Source organism: Streptomyces sp. NPDC090127, from assembly GCF_044746945.1.
In the GTDB taxonomy this organism is placed as follows: Bacteria; Actinomycetota; Actinomycetes; order Streptomycetales; family Streptomycetaceae; genus Streptomyces.
This window is the reverse complement of record NZ_JBIVDE010000006.1, coordinates 24,272-45,853: the sequence shown is the minus strand read 5'-3', so window position 1 is coordinate 45,853 and position 21,582 is coordinate 24,272. Positions and strand designations below refer to the sequence as shown.

At 73.6% G+C, this 21,582-nt stretch carries 20 protein-coding genes; 9 read left to right on the top strand and 11 right to left on the bottom strand.

Features of this window, described 5'->3' with window-relative positions:
- Window positions 1–149 precede the first annotated feature (149 nt).
- Window positions 150–560, top strand: coding sequence for a VOC family protein (locus ACIPPS_RS22280; protein WP_401434786.1), 411 nt, complete (start codon window positions 150–152; stop codon window positions 558–560).
- A 56-nt stretch (window positions 561–616) separates the two neighbouring features.
- Here the strand turns inward: ACIPPS_RS22280 and ACIPPS_RS22275 are convergent, their stop codons facing one another.
- The 5 genes from ACIPPS_RS22275 to ACIPPS_RS22255 form a co-directional block, all read right to left on the bottom strand.
- Window positions 617–1,378 carry an SDR family NAD(P)-dependent oxidoreductase gene (locus ACIPPS_RS22275; protein ID WP_401434784.1) on the bottom strand — a complete coding sequence of 254 codons (762 nt, stop codon included), beginning with the start codon at window positions 1,376–1,378 and terminating at the stop codon, window positions 617–619.
- Window positions 1,379–1,483: 105 nt separating this feature from the next.
- Entirely contained in the window at window positions 1,484–2,068 is a 585-nt protein-coding gene (locus tag ACIPPS_RS22270) for a TetR/AcrR family transcriptional regulator (RefSeq protein ID WP_401434781.1), read from the bottom strand.
- Between the two features lie 50 nt (window positions 2,069–2,118).
- Window positions 2,119–2,460: a nitrite reductase small subunit NirD gene (gene nirD, locus ACIPPS_RS22265; protein ID WP_401434779.1), complete on the bottom strand. Its 342-nt coding sequence runs from the start codon at window positions 2,458–2,460 to the stop codon at window positions 2,119–2,121.
- Between the two features lie 6 nt (window positions 2,461–2,466).
- Window positions 2,467–5,016: a nitrite reductase large subunit NirB gene (gene nirB / locus ACIPPS_RS22260; RefSeq protein ID WP_401434777.1), complete on the bottom strand. Its 2,550-nt coding sequence runs from the start codon at window positions 5,014–5,016 to the stop codon at window positions 2,467–2,469.
- A 1-nt stretch (window position 5,017) separates the two neighbouring features.
- Window positions 5,018–6,400, bottom strand: a complete 1,383-nt coding sequence (locus ACIPPS_RS22255; protein WP_401434774.1) for an NAD(P)/FAD-dependent oxidoreductase — start codon at window positions 6,398–6,400, stop codon at window positions 5,018–5,020.
- Window positions 6,401–6,810: 410 nt separating this feature from the next.
- Between ACIPPS_RS22255 and ACIPPS_RS22250 the strand changes: the two genes are divergently transcribed.
- From ACIPPS_RS22250 to ACIPPS_RS22240, 3 genes are read left to right on the top strand one after another with little or no spacing between them, the layout of a single operon-like run.
- Window positions 6,811–8,112: a ferric reductase-like transmembrane domain-containing protein gene (locus ACIPPS_RS22250; RefSeq protein ID WP_401434772.1), complete on the top strand. Its 1,302-nt coding sequence runs from the start codon at window positions 6,811–6,813 to the stop codon at window positions 8,110–8,112.
- A complete protein-coding gene (locus ACIPPS_RS22245; protein WP_401434769.1) occupies window positions 8,105–8,308 on the top strand; it encodes a hypothetical protein in 204 nt (67 codons plus the stop codon). The genes ACIPPS_RS22250 and ACIPPS_RS22245 overlap by 8 nt, the downstream gene beginning before the upstream one ends.
- Window positions 8,309–8,345: 37 nt before the next feature.
- On the top strand, window positions 8,346–9,128 hold the full coding sequence (locus ACIPPS_RS22240; protein WP_401434767.1) for a TSUP family transporter: 783 nt from the start codon (window positions 8,346–8,348) through the stop codon (window positions 9,126–9,128).
- Between the two features lie 141 nt (window positions 9,129–9,269).
- Here the strand turns inward: ACIPPS_RS22240 and ACIPPS_RS22235 are convergent, their stop codons facing one another.
- The 5 genes from ACIPPS_RS22235 to ACIPPS_RS22215 form a co-directional block, all read right to left on the bottom strand.
- Complete coding sequence (locus ACIPPS_RS22235; RefSeq protein ID WP_401434764.1) at window positions 9,270–9,887, bottom strand: class F sortase; 618 nt, start codon at window positions 9,885–9,887, stop codon at window positions 9,270–9,272.
- Between the two features lie 122 nt (window positions 9,888–10,009).
- Entirely contained in the window at window positions 10,010–10,516 is a 507-nt protein-coding gene (locus ACIPPS_RS22230) for a hypothetical protein (protein WP_401434761.1), read from the bottom strand.
- A gap of 423 nt (window positions 10,517–10,939) precedes the next feature.
- Window positions 10,940–11,401: a hypothetical protein gene (locus ACIPPS_RS22225; RefSeq protein ID WP_401434759.1), complete on the bottom strand. Its 462-nt coding sequence runs from the start codon at window positions 11,399–11,401 to the stop codon at window positions 10,940–10,942.
- The gene (locus ACIPPS_RS22220) at window positions 11,398–13,143 is read right to left on the bottom strand and encodes a right-handed parallel beta-helix repeat-containing protein (protein ID WP_401434757.1); all 1,746 of its coding nucleotides are present in this window, start codon (window positions 13,141–13,143) and stop codon (window positions 11,398–11,400) included. Before ACIPPS_RS22220 ends, ACIPPS_RS22225 begins: the two co-directional genes overlap by 4 nt.
- A 180-nt stretch (window positions 13,144–13,323) precedes the next feature.
- A complete protein-coding gene (locus ACIPPS_RS22215) occupies window positions 13,324–14,163 on the bottom strand; it encodes an aminotransferase class IV (RefSeq protein WP_401434755.1) in 840 nt (279 codons plus the stop codon).
- A 78-nt stretch (window positions 14,164–14,241) separates the two neighbouring features.
- Between ACIPPS_RS22215 and ACIPPS_RS22210 the strand changes: the two genes are divergently transcribed.
- The 5 genes from ACIPPS_RS22210 to ACIPPS_RS22190 are packed head-to-tail and all read left to right on the top strand — an operon-like array spanning window position 14,242 to window position 19,204.
- Complete coding sequence (locus ACIPPS_RS22210; protein ID WP_401434753.1) at window positions 14,242–14,838, top strand: NADPH-dependent FMN reductase; 597 nt, start codon at window positions 14,242–14,244, stop codon at window positions 14,836–14,838.
- 16 nt (window positions 14,839–14,854) lie between these two features.
- On the top strand, window positions 14,855–16,588 hold the full coding sequence (locus tag ACIPPS_RS22205; protein WP_401434751.1) for an ABC transporter ATP-binding protein: 1,734 nt from the start codon (window positions 14,855–14,857) through the stop codon (window positions 16,586–16,588).
- On the top strand, window positions 16,585–18,432 hold the full coding sequence (locus ACIPPS_RS22200; RefSeq protein WP_401434749.1) for an ABC transporter ATP-binding protein: 1,848 nt from the start codon (window positions 16,585–16,587) through the stop codon (window positions 18,430–18,432). The genes ACIPPS_RS22205 and ACIPPS_RS22200 overlap by 4 nt, the downstream gene beginning before the upstream one ends.
- 35 nt (window positions 18,433–18,467) lie before the next feature.
- Entirely contained in the window at window positions 18,468–18,800 is a 333-nt protein-coding gene (gene cutA / locus ACIPPS_RS22195; protein ID WP_401434746.1) for a divalent-cation tolerance protein CutA, read from the top strand.
- Window positions 18,797–19,204, top strand: coding sequence for a gamma-glutamylcyclotransferase family protein (locus ACIPPS_RS22190; protein WP_401434743.1), 408 nt, complete (start codon window positions 18,797–18,799; stop codon window positions 19,202–19,204). The genes cutA and ACIPPS_RS22190 overlap by 4 nt, the downstream gene beginning before the upstream one ends.
- Here ACIPPS_RS22190 and ACIPPS_RS22185 read toward each other — a convergent pair.
- Entirely contained in the window at window positions 19,158–21,473 is a 2,316-nt protein-coding gene (locus tag ACIPPS_RS22185; RefSeq protein ID WP_401434740.1) for a molybdopterin oxidoreductase family protein, read from the bottom strand. The two genes, ACIPPS_RS22190 and ACIPPS_RS22185, sit on opposite strands and share 47 nt — an antisense overlap.
- Between the last annotated feature and the right edge of the window lie 109 nt (window positions 21,474–21,582).

The window sequence follows — 21,582 nt, the reverse complement described above, 5'->3', positions numbered from 1 at the left end:
GGTCCTACGGTCCGGTCCGGCCGGGTCCCGAAAAAAGGTGCCCGCGGGCCGATGAGTTCCGCACCGGCCCGCCGTCCTATCTCTCGAAAGCACACACGAGGCACCTGCGACACCCGAGACACCACCCGACACGGATGAGAGAGCACACCATGAGCCAGATGATCTTCGTCAACCTGCCGGTGAAGGACCTGGAGACCACCAAGGCCTTCTGGGGCAAGGTCGGCTACTCCTTCAACCCGCAGTTCAGCGACGACACGACCGCCTGCATGGTCATCAGCGACACGATCTTCGTGATGCTGCTGTCCGAGGCGAAGTTCAAGGAGTTCACCGCGCCGGGCAAGGAGCTCGTCGACGCGACCAGGTCGACCGAGGTCCTCCTCACGCTGAGCGCCGAGAGCCGCGAGAAGGTCGACGAGCTCGCGGACAGCGCCCTCGTCGCCGGCGGTACGGCGGCGAAGGAGCCCATCGACTTCGGTTCGATGTACGGCCGCTCGTTCACGGACCCCGACGGCCACCACTGGGAGGTCATGTGGATGGACCCGACCGCCATCGAGGGCTGACCCGCGCGTCGTCCGTCACCCCTTCAGCAGGACCGCACGGCCTACGGCCGGGCGCCTCAGGCCGAAACGCCGCCGTCGATCACCAGATCCGCTCCGACGACCGAGCCGGCGTCCCGCGAGGCGAGGTAGAGCACCGCCGCCGCGACCTCCGAGGCCGCCGAGATCCGGCCGAGCGGCGACTCGTCCTTCATCCGCACCGCCCGCTCGGCCTCCGTCTCGCCGGGCCGCAGCGACATCGTGGAGTCCGAGGCCCCCGGGCTGACCGCGTTGATCCGGATCCCCTCGGCGATGTGGTCGAGGGCGGCGGCGCGCGTCATCGCGGAGACCGCGGCCTTGGAGACCTGGTAGCCGAAGAGGCCGGGGACGCGCACGTGCGGGCCGAGGTTGGAGGAGATGTTGACGATGGCGCCGCCGCCGTGGGCCCGCATGTGGGCGATCTCCGCCTGGAGGGAGTGCAGGACGCCGGTGACGTTGATGTCGAGCAGGGTCTGCCACTCCTCCAGCGGGAAGTCGGCGGCGGGCGCGCCGCCCAGGAAGACCCCGGCGTTGTTCACGGCGACATCGAGCCCGCCGAAGATCTCGACGGTCTCCCTGACGAGCCGGCGGGTGTCCTCGGCGAGCGAGACATCGGCGGTGACGGCGGCCGCGGTACCGCCGGCGGCCTCGATCAGGGAGACCGTCTCGGCGAGGGTGCTCGCGCTGCGGCCCGAGACGACGACCTTCGCGCCCTCGGCCGCGAAGGCGAGCGCGATGGCCCGTCCGAGGCCGGTGCCTGCGCCCGTGACGAGGACGCGCTGGTCGGTGAAGCGTGCGGACATGGCGAAGTCTCCTGGTTGCTTGACGTTTCTTGACCGGACGTTCCAATAAGAAGGCCGGGGAAAGGGGCGCCGTGGGGCGCCCCTTCGGCCGTCGGCCTCGGTACCTCAGTCGAGCAGTGTCAGGGCCTGCTCCGCCGCGTCGTGGACCCGGGCCGGGTCGCTCGACGCCTTGCCGACCACCCGCAGCCCCTGCGCCAGGACGAGGAGCATCCTGGCCAGGGCCTGCGGATCACGGTCGGGCGGCAGCTCGCCCTGGGCGCGGGCGCGGACCAGGGAGGAGTGGAGCAGGGTCTCGATCTGCTCCCAGCTCAGCTCCACCCGGTGCGCCACCGGCCGGTCGTGCGGCGCCAGTTCGGCCGCCGAGTTGGTGACGAAACACCCGCTCAGGCGTGTCGCTTCGGCCCCCGCCTCCGCGGCGAACCGCCTGATCAGGCTCCGTACCGGCGGCAGGGCCGGCCCCGGCGCGGACAGCTCCTCCAGCATCACCGGCTCGCACGACTGGAGATAGCGGTCCAGCGCCTTCATGTAGAGGGCGTGCTTGTTGCCGAAGGTGGCGTAGATGCTGGCGCGGCCGATCCCGAGGCGGTCGACGAGATCCGCCATCGTCGTCGCCTCGTACCCGCGCGTCCAGAACAGCTCGAGAGCTGCCTGGAGTGCGGCGTCGGGATCGAATTCCTTGGTCCTGGCCACGCGGTGACTCTAGGTGTATCTGGAACGATCGGTCAAGATCTCATGGCCCGTCATGGAGACGTGCTCAGCCGGACCGGGAAGACCGCCACCGACACGCTCTCGTCGTCCAGACACCGCCCCGACTCCAGGTCGAAGCGCTGCTTGAGGAGCGGCGAGGCCACGAACGGCCGCCCGCCCGCGGAGCCGAGCAGCCCCCGGGACAGCACCTGCGCGCCGGTGAACGGGTCGCGGTTCTCGATCGCGTAGGCCTTGCCCGCCCGGTCCAGGAAGAGCGCCGCCTGCCGGCCGTCGGGGAGCAGCGCGGCCACGCCGCGGCCCGGGGTCAGCCGGGAGGTCTCGCAGACCGGCGTCCAGGCGTCGGCCCCGGCGTCGTGGGAGAGTTCGAGGTGCATCGGGCTTCAGACCCCTTCCAGCGTGTCGACTCGCATGTTTCCGATGGTGAGGACCGTCAGGTCCGGCTTGATCTGGTCGCGCTCCGGCACGAACCGCACCGACGGGTCCGGTGCCTCCGGAGCGTTCACGAAGGACACGAACCGGCGCAGCCGCTCCGGGTCGTCCAGGGTCGCCGCCCACTCGTCCTGGTAGTCCGCGACATGGGCCGTCATCAGCGCCTCCAGCTCGTCGCAGAGCCCCAGCGAGTCGTGCACCACGACGTCCCGCAGGTGGTCGAGGCCGCCGTCGAGCCGCTCCAGCCACACCGAGGTCCGCTCCAGCCGGTCGGCGGTCCGGATGTAGAACATCAGGAACCGGTCGATCAGCCGCACCAGTTCGGCGTCCGACAGGTCCTGCGCGAGGAGGTCCGCGTGGCGCGGGGTCGCGCCGCCGTTGCCGCCGACGTACAGGTTCCAGCCGTTGGCCGTCGCGATGACGCCGAAGTCCTTCGACTGCGCCTCGGCGCACTCCCGCGCGCAGCCGGAGACCGCCGACTTGAGCTTGTGCGGGGAGCGCAGGCCCCGGTAGCGCAGCTCCAGCTGGATCGCCATCTTCACCGAGTCCTGCACGCCGTAGCGGCACCAGGTCTGCCCCACACAGGACTTCACCGTGCGCAGCGACTTGCCGTACGCGTGTCCCGACTCGAAGCCCGCGTCGACCAGCCGGGTCCAGATCGCCGGCAACTGCTCGACGCGGGCGCCGAACATGTCGATCCGCTGACCACCCGTGATCTTGGTGTAGAGCCCGAAGTCGCGGGCCACCTCGCCGATCACGATCAGCTTCTCCGGGGTGATCTCACCGCCGGGGATGCGGGGCACCACCGAGTACGACCCGTTGCGCTGGAGGTTGGCCAGGAAGTGGTCGTTGGTGTCCTGGAGGGAGGCCTGCTCGCCGTCGAGGATGTAGCCCTGGTTGAGGCTGGCCAGGATCGAGGCGACCGTCGGCTTGCAGACCTCACAGCCCTCACCACCGCGCGCCTCCGGCCGGCCGTGCGAGTCGAGCAGCCCGGCGAAGGAGGTGAGCCGCAGCGTACGGGTGATCTCGTACAGCTCGCCCCGGGTGTACGCGAAGCAGCCGCACAGCCCCTTGTCCGCCGGCTCGGGCAGGAGCTGGCCGATGAGCTTCACGCAACTGCCGCACCCCGTCCCCGCCTTGGTGCACTTCTTCACCTCCGGCAGCGTCGCGCACTGGGTGATCGCGTGCTTGGTCACGTTGTGGCAGGAGCAGATGACGGCGTCGTCCGGCAGCGCGGACGGACCGAGGGCGACCGGCGCGCCCGCGCCCGCGGGCAGGACGAGCTGGTCGGGGGAGACGGGCGGTACGGATCCGGTGAGCGGCCGCAGCATGCCGTACGACTCGGCGTCGCCGACCAGGACACCGCCGAGCAGCACGCCCTCGCCGTCGACCACGAGCTTGCGGTAGACGCCCGATCGGGAGTCGGAGTAGACGACGTCGAGGCAGCCCTCGGCGGTGCCGTGCGCGTCGCCGAAGGAGGCCACGTCGACACCGAGCAGCTTCAGCTTCGTCGACATGTCGGCACCGGTGAAGCCGGGGACCTCGGCCTCCTCGGCGATCGTCGCCGCCACCGTCAGCGCCATCTCGTACCCCGGCGCCACCAGGCCGTACACCCGGCCGTCGACCGCCAGCGCGCACTCGCCGATCGCGTACACGGCCGGGTCGGACGTCCGGCACCGCTCGTCCACGGCGATCCCGCCGCGCTCGCCGACGGTCAGCCCGCACTCGCGCGCCAACTGGTCCCGGGGCCGTACGCCCGCCGAGAACACCACCATGTCCGTGGCCAGTTCGGAGCCGTCCGAGAGCCGCATCCCGGTGACCGCGCCGTCCTCGGTCACGACCTCCTGGGTGCCGGTCCCGGTGTGGACGGTCAGCCCCATCCGCTCGATCGTCCGCAGCAGCGCCGCGCCGCCGCCCTCGTCGACCTGCACCGGCATCAGCCGGGGCGCGAACTCCACCACGTGCGTGTCGAGTCCGAGCCCCTTGAGCGCGCCGGCCGCCTCCAGGCCGAGCAGCCCGCCGCCGACCACGGCGCCGGTCGTCGACGACTTGGCGTACTCCTCGATCGCGAGCAGGTCCTCGATCGTCCGGTACACGAAACAGCCGCGCGCGTCCTTGCCGGGGACCGGCGGCACGAAGGGGTACGAGCCGGTGGCGAGGACGAGCGTGTCGTACGGGACGACCCGCCCGGAGCGGGCGGTGACCGTGCGCGCCGCGCGGTCCACGGACTCCGCCGGGTCGCCGACGTACAGCTCGATGCCGTGCCGTGCCAGGAAGCCGTCCTCGACCATGGACAGCTCGTCGGGCGTGCGGCCGCTGAAGTACGCGCTCAACTGGACGCGGTCGTAGGCGGGGCGCGGCTCCTCGCAGAGCACGACGACCCGCGCCCGCTCGGTGACGCCCCGGTCCGCGAGCGCCTCCAGGAACCGCTGGCCGACCATGCCGTGGCCGACCAGGACGATGGTGGGCACGGTGGGTGTGGGCAGGGGCGTGGTCGCCATCTCAGGAGCCTCCGTCATGGGTGAGCAGATGAAGCAGGGGGGCGTCGTCGGGCAGGGCCTCGTCGCCCTCCCAGGCCCGGGCGAGCGTGCCGACGGCGGCGAGGTCGCCGAGCAGCACGCCGCCGACGAGCCGGTCGCCGCGGACGACGACCTTGCGGTACGCGCGCCGGGTGGCGTCGGTCAGCTGGACGACCTCGTCCCCGGGCAGCGGGGTGGCCTCGCCGAACGCGGCGAGGTCGAGCGCCACCGGCCCGCCCAGCGTGAGCCGGGTGAGGGCGCGGGTGCCGGTGTAGGCGGGTCGGGGGGCCGGCTCGGGGCGCGGGGCCTCGGGCGCCTGGCCGTCGGGGCGGGGGGTCTGCGGTGTGCGCGCGTCGGCGCGGAGGGTCTCCGGCGTGCGGTCGCCCGGGCCGGCGGTCACCGGCGTGCCGTCCTCGGCGCTGAGGGGCTCCGGCGTGCGCGCGTCCGTGCTGCGGGGCCCCGGGGGGAGGGCCTCGGCTTCCGCCCGGAGGAGGTCGGCGAGCGCGTCGGCCTGTTCCAGGGCCGGGCCCGCCAGGCCGTAGACCCGGCCCGCGTGTTCGGCGCAGTCGCCGATGGCGTGGATGTACGGGTCGGAGGTCCGCAGCTCGTCGTCGACGACGATGCCCTTGGCGACGTCCAGGCCCGCGTCCTGGGCGAGGCCGACGCGCGGCCTGACCCCGCACGCGAGGACCACGACCTGCGCGTCGAGCACGAAGCCGTCGGCCAGCTCGACGGCCGTCACCGCGCCGTCCGCCTGGCGCAGCCCGCTGACCCGGCACTCGGTGTGCACCTCCACGCCCAGGGCCTCCACGTGGTCGCGCAGCAACGCCGAAGCCTGGGCGTCGAGTTGGCGCTCCATCAGGCGTTCGCCCTGCTGGGTCAGGACCACCTCGGCGCCGAGCGCGGCCAGCGCGCGGGCCGCGGAGACGCCGAGCAGCCCACCGCCGATGACGACCGCGCGGACGCCGGGGCGCACGAGGGCGCGCAGCTCCAGGCAGTCGTCGAGCGTACGGAAGGGATGGACGCCCACCGGGAGCCGGAAGCCGCGCAGGCCCCGCAGGGGCGGCAGGACCGGGTTGGAGCCGGTCGCCAGGACCAGCCGGTCGTAGCCGACGGTCGTCCCGTCCGCGCACTCCACGACCCGGGCGGCCCGGTCGATCCGCACCGCCCGCACCCCGCGCCGCATCGGCTCCCGAAGCTCCGGCAGCGCGATCACCTCGGATGCGTACCGCCCGGCGAGGACGTCCGCGAGCAGCACCCTGTTATACGGTGCGTGCGGCTCCTCGCCGAGGAGCGTGACGGGCAGGCGCTGGGCGAGCCGGGCGCCCGCCGTTCCGCTGCCGACCACCACGATGCGTGTACTCATGGGTCGAAGCGTGCGACGTGGGTGTTACCCGGGGGGATCTCGACTGTTTCCCGTAGGGAACGCTGATCTCCGCCCGGGGCGTTCGCCCGTGTGAGGCTTAATCGGCGGTCAGGGGTTCCTCAAGGGGGCCTTAAGGATCGCGCTCACCCGGTTGAGCTGGGGTTTTCCCCGCCCCACTGACCCTAGTGTCGGCTCCCGTGACGACCGAGGTTCAGGAACCCAGGCATCCGGCCCTTGCCGCGTATCTGAAGCAGCGAGGGGCGCGGGCGGGGGGCCGGGCGCGGCCCCGCGGCGGGGCGCGCCCGCCCGCTCCCGGGCCCCGTCCGGGTCCGGGGGCGCGCCCGCCCGCTCCCGGGCCCCGTCCGGGCACACCCCCCTCGCCCCGCGGGGCGATCGCCCACCACCCACGGGTGCGCCCCGACCGACTGCGCGACGCCGTCCTCGGCGGGGCCGGGGCCGTCGCCCTGCTCTGGGGCGTCCAGGTCCGGCCCTCCGCCCGGCTCGACGCCTTCTTCGCGGCCGGGGCTCACCTCACCGGGCTGCTCGCCGGATACGGCGTCCTGGTCATGCTGTTCCTGATGGCGCGCGTGCCCGCCGTCGAGCACGGGGTCGGGGCCGACCGGCTCGCGCGCTGGCACGCGGCCGGCGGGCGGTACGTCCTCGGGCTCGTCGCGGCGCACGCCGCGCTCGCGCTCTGCGGGTACGCCGTGCACACCCGTACCGACCTGGTCAGCGCCGCCGGCGAGCTGCTCGCCTATCCCGCGCTCGCCGCCGCCACCGCCGGCACCGCGCTCTTCGTCGCGGTCGGGGTCAGCTCCGCCCGGGCCGCCCGCCGCCGGCTGCGGCACGAGACCTGGCGAGCGCTCCATCTGCTCAGCCACCTCGCCGCCGCCCTCGGTTTCGTGCACCAGCTCGCCGGACCCGACCTCACCGGGAGCGTCCTCGCGCTCTGGGCCTGGTCCATGGCGCACGCGACCGTGGCCGTCCTCCTCGTCTGGTACCGGATCGTCGTCCCCGTCCGGCAGGCGCTGCGCCACACCCTCCGGGTCGCCGAGGTCCGCGACGAGGGCCCCGGCGTCGTCTCGGTGATCGTCAAGGGCACCGGCCTGGAGCTGCTCCACGCCGAACCGGGGCAGTTCTTCCGGTGGCGGTTCCTCTCCCGGCGGCTCTGGCGGACCGCGCTGCCGTTCTCCCTCTCCGCGCCCGTCCGCGACGACACCCTGCGCATCACGGTCAAGGCGCTGGGCGACCACACCCGCCGCATCCGCCGCCTGCGCCCCGGCGTCCGGGTCCTCGCCACCGGACCGTTCGGCGCGCTCACCGCGCACCGCCGCACCCGCCGCAAGGTCCTGCTGCTCGCCGGCGGCGTCGGCATCACCCCGCTGCGGGCGCTCTTCGAGACCCTGCCCGGCGGCCCCGGCGACGTGACGCTGCTGTACCGGGCCTCCGACGCGGACGGGCTCGTCCTGCGCGAGGAGCTGGAGCGGATCGCCCACGCGCGGAAGGCGGCCCTGCACTACCTCCTCGGCCCGTCCGACGCCTCCTTCGACCCCCTCGCCCCGCAGGCCCTGCGCGATCTGGTGCCCGGCCTCGCCGGTCACGACGTCTACCTCTGCGGGCCGCCCGCCATGTCCAGGGCCGCCACCGCCTCGCTCGTCCGGGCCGGGGTGTCCGCCCGCCGCATCCACACCGAGGACTTCAGCCATGGGTAAGCACCGTGCCCGCAGGGCCCCCGCCGCGATCCACCCCACCGACCGCGCCCGCAGACAGCTCGCCGTCGGACTGCTCGGCGTCGGCGCACTGGCCGCGACCTTCCTCACGGTCGCCGTCGACCCGGCCGCGCCGCCCGCGCCCGACCGGTCGCCGGTGGGGACAACCTCAGACGTAGCTCAACTCTCCAGGGATTGATGGACGGCACACCCATCTCGTCCCTAGGCTCGCGATCATGCCTGACATATCCCTGACCACCCTCGTCCTGCTCTGCGCCGCCGCGCTCGTCGCGGGCTGGATCGACGCCGTGGTCGGCGGAGGAGGGCTGTTGCTGCTGCCCGCGCTGCTGCTCGGGCTCCCGCAGCTGCCGGCCGCGCAGATCCTCGGCACCAACAAGGCCGTCGCCATCGTCGGCACGTCCGGCGCCGCCGTCACGTACGTGCGCAAGGCGCCCGTGCAGGTGAGGACGGCGGTACGGATCGGGCTCGCGGCGCTCGCCGGGTCCATGGGCGGCGCGTTCTTCGCGGCCGGGATCAGCAGCGAGGTACTGCGCCCGGTGATCATGGTGGTGCTGCTCGGTGTCGCCGCGTTCGTCATGCTGCGGCCGTCCTTCGGCACCCGGGGGGAGGCGGCGAAGGCGCCCGTCGGCCGGGCCCGGGTGGTCACCGCGATCGTGCTCGTCGGTGGCGGGATCGGCTTCTACGACGGTCTGTTCGGACCCGGGACCGGCACGTTCCTGGTCCTCGCGCTCACCGCCGTGCTCCATCTCGACCTGGTGACCGCCTCCGCCACCGCCAAGATCGTCAACGTCTGCACCAACGCGGGCGCGCTCGCGATGTTCGCGTACCAGGGCAGTGTGCTCTGGCAGCTGGCGGCGGTCATGGCCGTCTTCAACCTGGCGGGCGCGATGATCGGGGCGCGGATGGCGCTGAGCAGGGGCGCCGAGTTCGTCCGGGGCGTCCTGCTGTTCGTCGTCTTCTCCTTGGTAGCGAAGCTCGCCTTCGACCAGTGGGCGTGACGGGGGTTCGGCGTGCCCGCGTCGTGACGGGGCTCAGCGCGCCCCGCGTCGGGACCGGGTTCAGCGCGCCCCGCGTCGGGACCGGGTTCAGCGCGCCCCGCGTCGGGACCGGGTTCAGCGCGCCCCGCGTCGGGACCGGGTTCAGCGCGCCCCGATGAGGTGGCCGAAGGCGACCACGTTCCCCTGGTAGCCGGATTTCTGGGAGAAGCCTCCGCCGCAGGTGATGACCCGGATCTCGGCCCGGCCCGTCCCGCCGTAGACCTTCTCGTCGGGGAAGTCCTCGTTCCCGTACACCTCGACGGCGTCGATCGTGAACACGGCGGTCCGGCCGTCCACGCGGTCGACCTCGATCCGGTTGCCCTTCTTGAGCGCGCCGAGGGCGTAGAACACGGCCGGGCCCTGCGCGTTGTCGACATGGCCGGCGACGATCGCGGTGCCCTCGGCGCCGGGCGGCGTGCCGTCCTCGTACCAGCCGGCGACGTTGCGGTCGCCCGCCGGCGGGACCTCCAGGGCGCCGTCCCGGTCCAGGCCGAGCCGCATCATGGGCGTGTCGACGTCGATCTCGGGGACGCGGAGCCGTACGGGATCGGACGGCGGCAGCGGGGCGGCGGCCGCGGTGGTGTGCTGGTTCGGGCCCGCGGCGAACGCCTGCGCGGCCGATGGGACCGGCGGGGTGACCTGCTCCGACCCGTTCTGGACGAGCCAGATGCCGACGCACGCGGCGGCGGCTATGCCCCACCCCTTGCTCCTGCTGCTCACGGTGCGTTTCCTCCGAGGGCGTGGTCCCGGGGTGTGGCCCCAGGGTGTGGTCCCGGGATGTGGTCCTGCCCCCGTCGGGCCTTGTGCGGGCCGCGCGACGGGGGCAGGACGTGCGGTACGTCTCAGCCGTCCTGCGCGCCGCTCGCCCGGCGACGCAGGAGCCACGTACCGCCGACGGCAGCCGCGGCCAGCACCGCCGCGCCCGCCGCGATCTGGGTGGTGTCGGGGCCGACGCTGCCGCCGACTCCGGTCCGCACATGGCCGCTCGGGCCCTTGTGCTTGACGACGAGCTCGCCGCGAGCGGTCTTGCCGTTGTCGCAGGCGACGGCGATCCCGTAGGTCCCGGCCTTCGCGTGCTCCGGCACCGTGAACTGGCCGACCACGACCTCCTTGTGCGTGCTCGGGTTCAGCTGGAAGTCGCCCGCGCCCAGGGACTGCGCGTCGCCGACGCCGTGGCCGTGCTTGCCGCAGGCCAGGGTGTTGACGGTGATGGTCGTGCCGGGGCTCGCGGAGGACGGGTAGACCTCAAGGGCCTCGGAGTCCCCGGCGTACGCGGCGGGGGCGCCGAGTGCGCCGATCGCGGCGACCGTCAGCGCGGTACCGGTGAGCAGGCGGGCAGTGGTGCGCATGGGGATCCTCCGGGGCGCGCGAGCGGTCATGCCGGGGAGGCCCGGACCTGCCGGGAGGGACTTCCCGGGACCTGCCTCCTAGGACCGAGATAAGGCCCCGCGCGCGCCGCGCGCCTGCTGAGGGAGGGTCAGAATTACGCCGTCCGGTGCGGTGTGTCGCCTTGCGTGAGTGGTGTTTACGCAGGTCAGGGAAGGTTGTGGAGAGTCAGCCGAAGCCCCGTGTCGAACGGGTGACCCGCCCGGACGCGCACGCACGCCGGTGACCGGCCCGGACGCGCGCACGCTGGTGACCCGCCCGGACGCGCACGCACGCCGATGACCGGCCCGGACGCGCGCACGCTGGTGACCCGCCCGGACGCGCGCGCACGCCGATGACCGGCCCGGACGCGCACACCGGCTGGGGACCCGCCCGGACGCGCCCCCTTACCCTCCCAGCCCCGCGATCGCCGCCAGGGCCCACTCCTGGGCTCCCATCGTCGCCCCGGCCGCCACGCCCGTCGCCACCGGGGCCAGGGCCCCCCTGAGCGAGCCCAGGGCGCGGCGCAGCCGGCCCGCCTCCGGCTCCTCGGTTCCGGCGATCGTCGCGAGGACCTCGCCCGCCGCCGCCTCCGCGTCCTCGCGGTCCTGCTCGGGGAGGCCCGCGTCGGGGAGCCGCCGGAGCACCTCGGCGACGTGCGCGGCGAGCCGCTCGTAGCCGGGCGCGACGCCCGTGACGGTGTTGTTCTGCTGGTTCTGGGTGACCGCCCCGCTGTTGTTCCAGGCGAACTGGTTGTTCGAGGACGGGCCGCGGAAGACGGGCCCGTCGTACCGCCCGGGGTCGTTCCCCGCACCGCCCCCCGCGTCGTTCCCGGGACCGTTCCCCGCACCGTTCCGCGCATCGCTCATCGCTCGGCACCGTCCTCGTTCGTCTGGTTCTGGGTGACCTGCTGGTTGTTCCACGCGAACTGACTGTGGGTGACCGGGCCGGTGATGTGCGGCCCGGTGAACACCGCGTTGTTGAAGATGTTGATGATCGTCGGGGGCAGCGGGACGGGCTCCCGGTTACGGACGAGCCGCAGGGACGTCGTCAGCGAGGTCAGGTCGACCAGCCCGTTGTGGCGCACGCCGAGTTCTCCCGCGCCGCTCACGGAGGAGTCCACGAGCCGGCCGCTGCACTCGTCGTCGAAGGCGGCTCCGACACCCGCGCAGTCGGTGAACTCGCCGTGCGTGACGTCCAGGAAGGCGGAGTTCCGGCCGCACAGGCCCAGGGAGCCCGATCCGGTCACCGTCAGGTTCCGCGCGATGAGCTTCGCGCTGCCGAAGGCGACCGCCCCGCCGCTGCTCACCCCCGTGATCCGGGTGTCGAACGCGCGGAGCTGCGCCTCCTCCCCGACGCCGAGGCCCAGCACCCCGCCGTGTGCCGTGAGGTTCCTCAGCGTGGTCCGGGACTGCCCGGCGAGGGCCACCGAGGCGTGCTCGACGTCGCGGAACTCCGCGCGCGTGAGCTCGGCCGTGGTGCCGCCGTCGCCCCGGACCTCGAGCCCCGCCGCGCAGCGGTCCACCCGGACGTCCTCGAAGACGGCCTTGGACTCCGGGTCGAAGACCCGTAGCGCGGAGTTGGTCAGGTCCTCGATGGTGAGGCCCGTGAACAGGCCCCGGGCGCCCTGGGTCACGGCGATGCCGACGTTGCCTCCCGAGACGCGGCAGCGGTGGACGGCCGGCGCGCCGCCCTTGGTCGAGAACACGCCGATGTTGCCCGCTCCGACGATCCGGCAGTCCTCGTACCTGCCCCGGGCGTCGGTCTGGACGTTGATGCCGGTGTCCCGGCACGCGGTGAACGTGGAGTCGCGCACCACCGGGTCGGCGCCGGACGCCGCCCCCACCCCGTGGCGCGCGTCGGTGACGTGGGTGCGGTCCACGGAGCCCCGGGACTGTTCGACGAACATGATCCCCTCCGCGTGGACGTCGGTGATCACGCAGTCCGCCACGACGAGCGTGGCGCGGGTGTCCGCCATGAGAGCCGCGCTGCCGGTGCCGGTCAGCTCGCAGCCCGCGACGGTGGCGCGCGCGTCGCAGACCCGTACGCCGTGGATGCGGCTGCCCTCGATCCTGCTGTGACCGACGGCGACCTGGGCGCCCTCGATCGCCGCGACGGCGTTGTCGGCGGCGTCGACGAACCGGCACCGTTCGATCGTTCCCTGCGAGGCGGTGAAGAGGGTGCGGCCGTGCAGGAGGACGCTGTCCCGCAGGATGACGTGGGTGTTCGGCCGCGCGTGCGTGCCGACGCCGCCGGGCGTGCGGACCTCGACGTGGTCGAGGGTGAGCGTGCCCTCCGCGCAGGCGACGATGTCCTGGTCGACGTCCCGGCCGGTCAGCACGAGACCCTCGACCGCGACCGTTCCGTACGTCTCCAGGACGGTCCCGCGCAGTCGGCTCACCACGACCGAACCCGGTCCTTCGGCCGCGACCAGCCGGAGGTCGCCGCGGGCGACGAGGCTCTCGTCGTACCGCCCGGGGGCGATCACGACCAGCCCCGACCTGCGCCGACGGGAGGTGGCCCGGAGCGCGGACCAGGCGCGCAGGGCGGACGTGATGTTCGGGTAGGTGTTGCGCGCGCCGTGCGGCGATACGACGTACCTCACGACCATGTCACGGACCCCCGTGCCGCTTCACTCCGGACCGTCGATGGTACCGGAGGGGCGCGAACGCCCGCTGGTGCAAGGCGCGTTGCGCGTCGCCTCATGCGAGGGTTCCGACCGGGGGCCGCCTCGTGCGAGGGATCGGACCTGGCGTCGTCTCGTGCGAACGATCCGACCAGGCGTCCGCTCCTACGAGACATCCGCCCGCAGCGCCTCCCACGGCACCGATCCGTACGCCTCGTGCACCCGCTCCATCAGCTTCTCGTCCGCCGCGAACTCCACGTCGTCGATCCCGCCCACCGGCGAGATCCCCCGGGAGTTCGTCACGAACGCCGCCCGCATGTCCGGGAGGTCCGCCAGGGTCACCCGGCGCCGTACGGAGTCCAGCCGGGGTTCCAGGAGCGCCATGGTGATGCCGGTCAGGGCGGGCGCGGACGGCCAGATCACCGACGTGCCGTCCCAGAAGGCGATGTTGGTGACCGCGCCCTCCGCGATCTCGCCGTCCCGGGAGACCAGCAGCGCGTCGTCGTACCCCGCCCGGCGGGCCGCCTCGCCGTGGTACGACTGGCCGAAACCGCCCAGGTGCTTGATGTGCGGCGCGGGGCGCCAGTAGTCGACGGACCTCAGCCGCCGCGGGGCCTCCGGCGCGTCGGCCGGACCGCGCACGGTGACCACGAGCCGTACGCCCGCGGGAGCGGGACCGTCCCCGGAGCGCACCCCCGGTCCTCCCGCCGCCCCGCCCCCGGCTTCGCCCTCGAAGACGTACACCCGCGCCGTCGCGTCCCGCAGCCCCGCCGTCCGCAGGGCGCCGGCGAGCAGGCGGCGGACGTGCTCGCCGTCGACGCCCTGTCCGAACAGCTCGCGCGTGGACCGGTCGAGGCGGTCGACGTGCAGGCCGTAACCGCGCACCCGCCCGTCCCGGACCTGCATCGCGGTGAAGTGACCGAAGCCGCTCATGAGGGTGGCGAGGAGTCCGGGGTCGGCCGCCGGGACGCCGTCGATCTCGATGTGCGGAGGAGGTGTCGTCATGCCCTTCACGGTATGCCGGGGCACGCCGGGAAATCACCGCTTGACCTCAACCAAAGTTGAGGTATCAGGATCCTCTCCATGGACACCACGCGTAACTCCACGCCGCTCAAGCTCGCCGTCATCGTCGCCAGCAACCGCACGGGCCGCTTCGCGCCCGTGCTCGTCGACTGGCTCCGCGGCCGCCTCGCCGAGCACCCCGACTTCGACGTCGACATCGTCGACCTGGCCGAGGTCGATCTGCCCACCGCCCTCTCCTTCCAGCCCGACGCCGCCGTCAGCGCCGAGCTGGCCAAGGTCTCCCCGGTCCTCGACGCCGCCGACGCCTTCGTCGTCCTCACCCCCGAGTTCAACCACTCCTTCCCCGCCTCCCTCAAGGCCCTCATCGACTGGCACTTCGGCGAGTGGCAGGCCAAGCCCGTCGGTTTCGTCTCGTACGGCGGGATGTCGGGGGGTCTGCGGGCCGTGGAGCAACTGCGCCAGGTCTTCGCCGAGCTGCACGCCATGACCATCCGGGACACGGTCTCCTTCCACAACGCGCACGGGCACTTCGACGAGACCGGCCGGCACAAGGACCCCACCGGTCCCGACGCCGCCGCCAAGGCGATGCTCGACCAGCTCGCCTGGTGGGCGCACGCCCTCCGGGACGCCAAGGCCGTCCGCCCCTACGGCGCCTGACGGGAGACCGACCCCCATGCTGATCAGACTCGTCGCGGGCCGGCTCGGGCCGTACCGGTGGACCCTGGCCCTCGTCGTCCTCCTCCAACTCGTCCAGTCCCTCGCCTCCCTCACCCTGCCCACCCTCAACGCCGACGTCATCGACCAGGGCGTGTTACGCGGCGACACCGCCCATGTCCTCACCGGCGGCGCCCTGATGGCCGCCGTCACCCTCCTCCAGGCCGCCGCCGCGGCCGCCGCCGTCTACTTCGGCGCGAAGATCGCCATGGGTGTCGCCCGTGACGTGCGCGCCGCCGCCTTCCGCCGCGTCCAGGACTTCTCCGCCCAGGAGATGAGCCGCTTCGGCACCGCCTCCCTGATCACCCGGACCACCAACGACGTCCAGCAGGTCCAGACGTTCGCCGTCCTCGTCCTGACGATGCTGGTGGCGGCCCCCCTGCTCTGCGTCGGCGGCGTCGTCATGGCCCTCGACCAGGACGTCCCGCTCGCGCTGCTGCTCCTGCTCTTCGTCCCGCTGATGGCCGGCGGCGTCGGCAGCGTCGTCCTGCGCATGCGGCCGCTCTTCCGGGGCATGCAGGAGCGCGTCGACCGGGTCAACCGGGTGATGCGCGAGCAGATCACCGGCATCCGGGTGGTCCGCGCCTTCGTCCGCGACCGCCACGAGCAGGAGCGCTTCGGCGAGGCCAACGACGAACTCCGCGCGGTCGGCACCCAGGTCGGCCGGCTCCAGGCCCTGATGTTCCCCATCGTCCTGATCGTCTGGGAGCTGGCGACCGTCGGCATCATCTGGGCGGGCGCCCACCGGATCGAGTCCGGGGCCCTGCAGGCCGGTTCGCTCGTCGCGTTCCTCGGCTATCTGCTCCAGATCATGATGTCGGTGATGATGGTCCTCTTCCTGCTGATGCACATGCCGCGGGCCGAGGTCAGCGCCGAACGCATCCAGGAGATCCTCGACACCGCCCCCTCCGTCTCCGCCCCCGCCGCACCCGTGCGCACCCTGCTCGGCCCCGGCCTGCTCGACGTCCAGGGCGCCCACTTCAGCTACCCCGGCGCCGAGGAACCCGTCCTGCGCGCCGTGGACCTGACCGCCCGCCCCGGCCGGACCACGGCCGTCATCGGCTCCACCGGCAGCGGCAAGACCACCCTCCTCGGTCTCGTCGCGCGGCTCTTCGACGCCACCGACGGCGTGGTCACGGTGGGTGGCGTCGACGTCCGCACCATGGACCCCGCCCTGCTCGCCCGTACCGTCGGACTCGTCCCGCAGAAGCCGTACCTCTTCTCCGGCACGGTCGCGAGCAACCTGCGGTACGGCAGGCCCGGGGCGAGCGACGACGAGCTCTGGCACGCCCTGGAGGTCGCGCAGGCCGCCGGATTCGTCCGCGCGCTCCCCGAGGGCCTCGACGCCCCGGTCGCCCAGGGCGGCACCAACCTCTCCGGCGGGCAGCGCCAGCGCCTCGCCATCGCCCGGGTCCTCGTCCACCGCCCCCAGGTGTACCTGTTCGACGACTCCTTCTCCGCCCTCGACCACCACACCGACGCCTTGCTGCGCGCGGCCCTGCGGGCGGAGACCGCCGACGCGACCGTCGTCATCGTCGCCCAGCGCGTCTCCACCATCCGCGACGCCGACCGGATCGTCGTCCTCGACCAGGGGCGGGCCGTCGGCAGCGGCACCCACGAGGAACTCATGCGGACCAACCCCACCTACCGGGAGATCGTCCTCTCCCAGCTCACCGAGGAGGAAGCAGCGTGAGTGCCCCTCAGCGCCGGGGGCCCGCCGTGCAGCAGCGCGGGCCCGGCATCGCCACCCCGTCCCTCGAACGCTCCCTGGACTTCCGCGCCTCCGGCCTGCGGCTGCTGCGCACCATGGCCCCCGAACGCCCCCGGCTGCTCGGCGTCCTGGCCGCCGCGGCGGCCGGCGTCGCCCTCGCCGTCCTCAGCCCGCTGCTCCTCGGCCGCGCCACCGACCTCGTCGTCACCGGCGCGGCGAGCCCGGCCGGCGTCGACTTCCGCGCCGTCGGCGAGACGCTCGCCCTCGCCTTCGCGGCCGTCGCGGGATCCGCCGCGCTCAACTGGGTCCAGCAGCGGCTCGCCACCACCGTCGTCCAGCGTGCCGGGCACCGGCTGCGCGCCGAGGCCCAGGCCAAGCTGGCCCGGCTGCCGCTCGCGTACGTCGACGGACAACCGCGCGGCGAGCTCCTCAGCCGCACCACCAACGACATCGACAACATCACGCAGACCCTCCAGCAGGCCTTCGGCCAGATGGTCAGGGCGCTCCTCACCCTCGTCGGCGTGCTGGTGATGATGTGCTGGATCTCGCCACTGCTCGCCCTCGTCGCCCTCGCGACCGTCCCCGTCTCGCTGCTGGTCGCGGCGCGGATCGGCAAGCGCGCCCAGCCGCAGTTCGTGCGGCAGTGGGCGGTGACGGGCCGGCTCAACAGCCACGTCGAGGAGATGATCACCGGACACGCGGAGGTCGTCGTCTTCGGGCGGCGGGACGCGGCGGTGGCCCGCTTCGACGAGCTGGGCGAGGAGCTGTACGGGGCGAGCTTCCGGGCCCAGTTCATCTCCGGCTTCATCCAGCCGGCCCTCACCTTCGTCGGCAACCTCAACTACGTCCTGATCGCGGTCGTCGGCGGGCTGCGGGTGGCGAGCGGCACGCTGAGCGTCGGCGACGTGCAGGCGTTCATCCAGTACTCGTACGAGTTCAACGGCCCGATCAACCAGATCGCGGCCATGGCCAACCTGCTCCAGTCCGGGGTCGCGTCCGCCGAGCGGGTCTTCGACCTCCTCGACGCGCGGGAGGAGTCCCCGGAGCCGGCCGGGTCGGCCGCGGGCGCCGGACCGCGCGGGCACGCCGCGGGCCGGGTCTCGTTCGAGAAGGTGGCGTTCCGCTACGAGCCGGACAAGCCGCTCGTCGAGGACCTGTCCCTGACGGTCGAGCCGGGCCAGACCGTCGCGATCGTCGGTCCGACCGGCGCCGGCAAGACGACGCTGGTGAACCTGCTGATGCGCTTCTACGAGGTGACCGGCGGCCGGATCACCCTCGACGGGGTGGACATCTCCTCGGTGTCCCGCGAGGAGCTGCGGTCCGGTATCGGCATGGTCCTCCAGGACACCTGGCTCTTCGGCGGCACGATCGCCGACAACATCGCCTACGGGGTGCCGGGGGAGGTCTCGCGCGAACGGATCGTCGAGGCCGCCATGGCCACCCACGCCGACCGGTTCGTCCGGACCCTCCCCGACGGCTACGACACGGTCCTCGACGAGGACGGCGCCGGGCTCAGCGCCGGCGAGAAGCAGCTGATCACGATCGCCCGGGCGTTCCTGTCCGAGCCGGTGATCCTGGTCCTGGACGAGGCGACCAGCTCGGTCGACACCCGCACCGAGGTCCTCATCCAGCGGGCCATGTCCTCCCTCCGGAAGGGCCGCACGTCGTTCGTGATCGCGCACCGGCTCTCCACCATCCGGGACGCGGACGTGATCCTCGTGATGGAGGACGGCTCGATCGTCGAACAGGGCACGCACGACGAACTCCTGACCTCCGGCGGGGCGTACGCCCGGCTGCACGCGGCCCAGTTCGCGGCGGCGGCGTGAGCCCGGGCGGGGCGGGGGTGGGTACGGTGGGCCGGGTGACCCTCGCACTGACCGTACTCACCACCACCGACAGCCCCGACAAGGCCCAGGAACTCGCGCGCGGAGCGGTCGAGGCCCGCCTCGCCGCCTGCGCGCAGGTCTCCGGACCGGTCACCTCCGTCTACCACTGGCGGAAGGCGATCGAGACCGAGGAGGAGTGGCAGGTCCTCTTCAAGACGACCGAGGCCCGCTACGCGGAGCTGGAGGCCCACCTCCTCGCCGCGCACGACTACGAGACCCCCGAGGTCGTCGCCACGCCGGTGGTCCGGGCCTCCGCCGCCTACCTGGCGTGGCTGGAGGCCGAGACGACCGCGAACCCCGCCGGATGACCGACGGTCCGCCCGAACTGCCGTTCTTCGTCTACGGCACGCTGCGGCCCGGCGAGTACAACCACGACCGCTTCCTCCTCGGCCGCACGGCCGGGGAGGAAGCGGCGCGTCTGCCGGGCGCGCTGCTCCACGACGGGCCCGGATACCCCTACGTCGTGCCGGGCGAGGGCCTGGTGGCGGGCGAGCTGGTGACCGCCGCGCCCGGCGCGTACGCCGAACTCCTCGCCGTACTGGACCGGGTGGAGCTCCCCGCCGGGTACGAGCGGGCGGCGTGCGAGGTCGTACGGGTCGGGGACGGGACGGCCGTCCGGGCCTGGGTCTGGTTCGCGGCCCCCGGCACCCCCTACGGGCCGCTCATCAGGGGCGGGGACTGGCGGGCTCGACCCGGACCGCGCAGGTCTTGAACTCGGGCATCCGGGAGATCGGGTCGAGCGCCGGGTTGGTGAGGGTGTTGGCGCGGCCCTCGCCCGGCCAGTGGAACGGCATGAAGACCGTGTCCGGGCGGATGGTCGTGGTGATCCGTGCGGGCGCCACCGCCCGGCCCCGGCGCGACACGACGGCGACCCGCTCGCCCTCGGCCACCCCGATCCGCTCGGCGAGCCGCGGGTGCAGCTCCACGAACGGGCCGGGCGCGGCGGCGTTCAGCTCGGCGACGCGCCGCGTCTGCGCCCCGGACTGGTACTGCGCGACGACCCGCCCGGTCGTCAGCACGACCGGGTACTCGGCGTCGGTCTCCTCGGCCGCCGGCCGATCCGTGACCGCCACGAACCGCGCCCGCCCGCTCGGCGTCGCGAACCGCTCGAGAAAGAGCCGCGGACTACCGGGGTGCGGACGCCGGGGGTGGCCGGCTCCGGCGGGGACGGACCGGGCGTGGTCGGGCCGGCCGGGGTCGGCGTCGGCGGGATTGGCCGGGGCGTTCCGGACGGGGGCGGACTCGGCGCCGGTGGGGTTGGCGCGGGCGTTCCGGGCGGGTGCGGGCTCGGCGTCGGCGGGGTTGGCCGGGGCGCTCCGGTCGGGTGCGGGCTCGGCGTCGGGGGGTGCGGGCTCGGCAGGGACCGGTTCGGTGTCCGGGCAGGGCCAGAAGACGCCGTTCTCCTCGCGGATGCGGCGGTAGCTGATGCCCGAGTAGTCCGCGGGGCCGCCCGCCGACGCACGCCGGAGCTCGTCGAAGACCTCCTCCGGGTCCGTCGGGAACCCCTTCTCGTGCCCGAGCAGCCCCGCCAGCCCGTGCAGCACCTCCAGGTCCGAACGGACGCCCTCCGGCGGGGTGATCGCCCGCTGCCGCAGCAGCACCCGCCCCTCCAGACTGGTCGTCGTGCCCGTCTCCTCCGCCCACTGGGTGACCGGCAGGACCACGTCCGCCAGCTCCGCCGTCTCCGACAGGACCACGTCCGCGACGGCCAGGAAGTCCAGCGAGCGCAGCCGCCCCTCGATGTGCGCGGCGCGCGGCGCCGAGACGACCGGGTTGGAGCCCATGAGGAGCAGCGCCCTCACGTCGCCGCCCAGCGCGTCCAGGAGTTCGTACGCGCTGCGGCCCGGCCCCGGCAGCGACTCGGGCTCCACCCCCCACACCCGCGCGACGTGCGCCCGCGCCGCCGGGTCGTCCAGCTTCCGGTAGCCGGGCAGCTGGTCCGCCTTCTGGCCGTGCTCACGGCCGCCCTGGCCGTTGCCCTGGCCGGTGAGGCAGCCGTACCCGCTCAGCGGGCGCCCGGCGCGCCCCGTCGCGAGGCAGAGGTTGATCCACGCGCCGACGGTGTCCGTGCCCTTCGACTGCTGCTCAGGGCCGCGCGCCGTGAGCACCATCCCGCTCTCCGCGTCGCAGAACATCCGCATGGCCTCGCGGAGTCGCGGCACGGGCACGCCGGTCGTCCGCTCGACCAGCTCGGGCCAGTGCGCCATCGCGCCCGACCGGGCCGCCTCCCACCCTTCCGTACGCTCCCGGACGAACTCCTCGTCCACCCGCCCCTCCGCGACCACGAGATGGAGCAGACCGAGGGCGAGGGCGAGGTCGGTGCCGGGGCGGGGCGCGAGGTGGAGGTCGGCCTGCTCGGCGGTGCGGGTGCGGCGCGGGTCGACGACGATCAGCTTGCCGCCGTTCGCCCGCAGTTCGGTGAGGTAGCGGAGCGCGGGCGGCATGGTCTCGGCCAGGTTGGAGCCGACGAGGATGACGCAGCCGGTGCGCGGGACGTCCTCCAGGGGGAAGGGCAGGCCCCGGTCGAGTCCGAACGCCCGCTGGTGCGCGGCGGCCGCGGACGACATGCAGAAGCGGCCGTTGTAGTCGATCTGCGAGGTGCCGAGCACGACCCGGGCGAACTTGCCCAGTGTGTACGCCTTCTCGTTGGTGAGGCCGCCGCCGCCGAAGACCCCCACGGCATCGGGTCCGTGGTCGACGCGGGTCCGGCGCAGCCCGTCGGCGACGGCGGCGAGGGCCTCCTCCCAGGAGGCGGACTTCAGGGCGCCTGTGTCAGGGCATCGGACCAGGGGCCCGGTCAGCCTGACCCGGGAGGAGAGCACGGCCGGAGCGCTGCGGCCCTTGCCGCACAGGGCGCCCCGGTTGACGGGGAAGTCGGGGCGCTCGACCACCTCCACGGAGCCGCCCGCCGGCCGCAGCGACATGCCGCACTGGAGGGCGCAGTAGGGGCAGTGGGTGGGGGTGGTGACAGCCTCTGACATGCGGCGGAGCCTACGACCGGCGTGTTACGGGCGGGGGCGTAGGGGATTACGGGCCCCGGGCGTACTCCTCCCCGGCGCGGACCGGACGGCGTGAGGAGCGTCGGACGCG

What these genes read in the sequence shown, in the direction of transcription:
- ACIPPS_RS22280 (WP_401434786.1), top strand. Translation starts at nt 150, where the DNA reads ATGAGCCAGATGATCTTCGTCAACCTGCCGGTGAAGGACCTGGAGACC.
- ACIPPS_RS22275 (WP_401434784.1), bottom strand. Translation starts at nt 1,378, where the DNA reads ATGTCCGCACGCTTCACCGACCAGCGCGTCCTCGTCACGGGCGCAGGC.
- nirD (WP_401434779.1), bottom strand. Translation starts at nt 2,460, where the DNA reads ATGCACCTCGAACTCTCCCACGACGCCGGGGCCGACGCCTGGACGCCG.
- nirB (WP_401434777.1), bottom strand. Translation starts at nt 5,016, where the DNA reads ATGGCGACCACGCCCCTGCCCACACCCACCGTGCCCACCATCGTCCTG.
- ACIPPS_RS22255 (WP_401434774.1), bottom strand. Translation starts at nt 6,400, where the DNA reads ATGAGTACACGCATCGTGGTGGTCGGCAGCGGAACGGCGGGCGCCCGG.
- ACIPPS_RS22245 (WP_401434769.1), top strand. Translation starts at nt 8,105, where the DNA reads ATGGGTAAGCACCGTGCCCGCAGGGCCCCCGCCGCGATCCACCCCACC.
- ACIPPS_RS22240 (WP_401434767.1), top strand. Translation starts at nt 8,346, where the DNA reads ATGCCTGACATATCCCTGACCACCCTCGTCCTGCTCTGCGCCGCCGCG.
- ACIPPS_RS22230 (WP_401434761.1), bottom strand. Translation starts at nt 10,516, where the DNA reads ATGCGCACCACTGCCCGCCTGCTCACCGGTACCGCGCTGACGGTCGCC.
- ACIPPS_RS22225 (WP_401434759.1), bottom strand. Translation starts at nt 11,401, where the DNA reads ATGAGCGATGCGCGGAACGGTGCGGGGAACGGTCCCGGGAACGACGCG.
- ACIPPS_RS22220 (WP_401434757.1), bottom strand. Translation starts at nt 13,143, where the DNA reads ATGGTCGTGAGGTACGTCGTATCGCCGCACGGCGCGCGCAACACCTAC.
- ACIPPS_RS22215 (WP_401434755.1), bottom strand. Translation starts at nt 14,163, where the DNA reads ATGACGACACCTCCTCCGCACATCGAGATCGACGGCGTCCCGGCGGCC.
- ACIPPS_RS22210 (WP_401434753.1), top strand. Translation starts at nt 14,242, where the DNA reads ATGGACACCACGCGTAACTCCACGCCGCTCAAGCTCGCCGTCATCGTC.
- ACIPPS_RS22205 (WP_401434751.1), top strand. Translation starts at nt 14,855, where the DNA reads ATGCTGATCAGACTCGTCGCGGGCCGGCTCGGGCCGTACCGGTGGACC.
- ACIPPS_RS22190 (WP_401434743.1), top strand. Translation starts at nt 18,797, where the DNA reads ATGACCGACGGTCCGCCCGAACTGCCGTTCTTCGTCTACGGCACGCTG.
- ACIPPS_RS22185 (WP_401434740.1), bottom strand. Translation starts at nt 21,473, where the DNA reads ATGTCAGAGGCTGTCACCACCCCCACCCACTGCCCCTACTGCGCCCTC.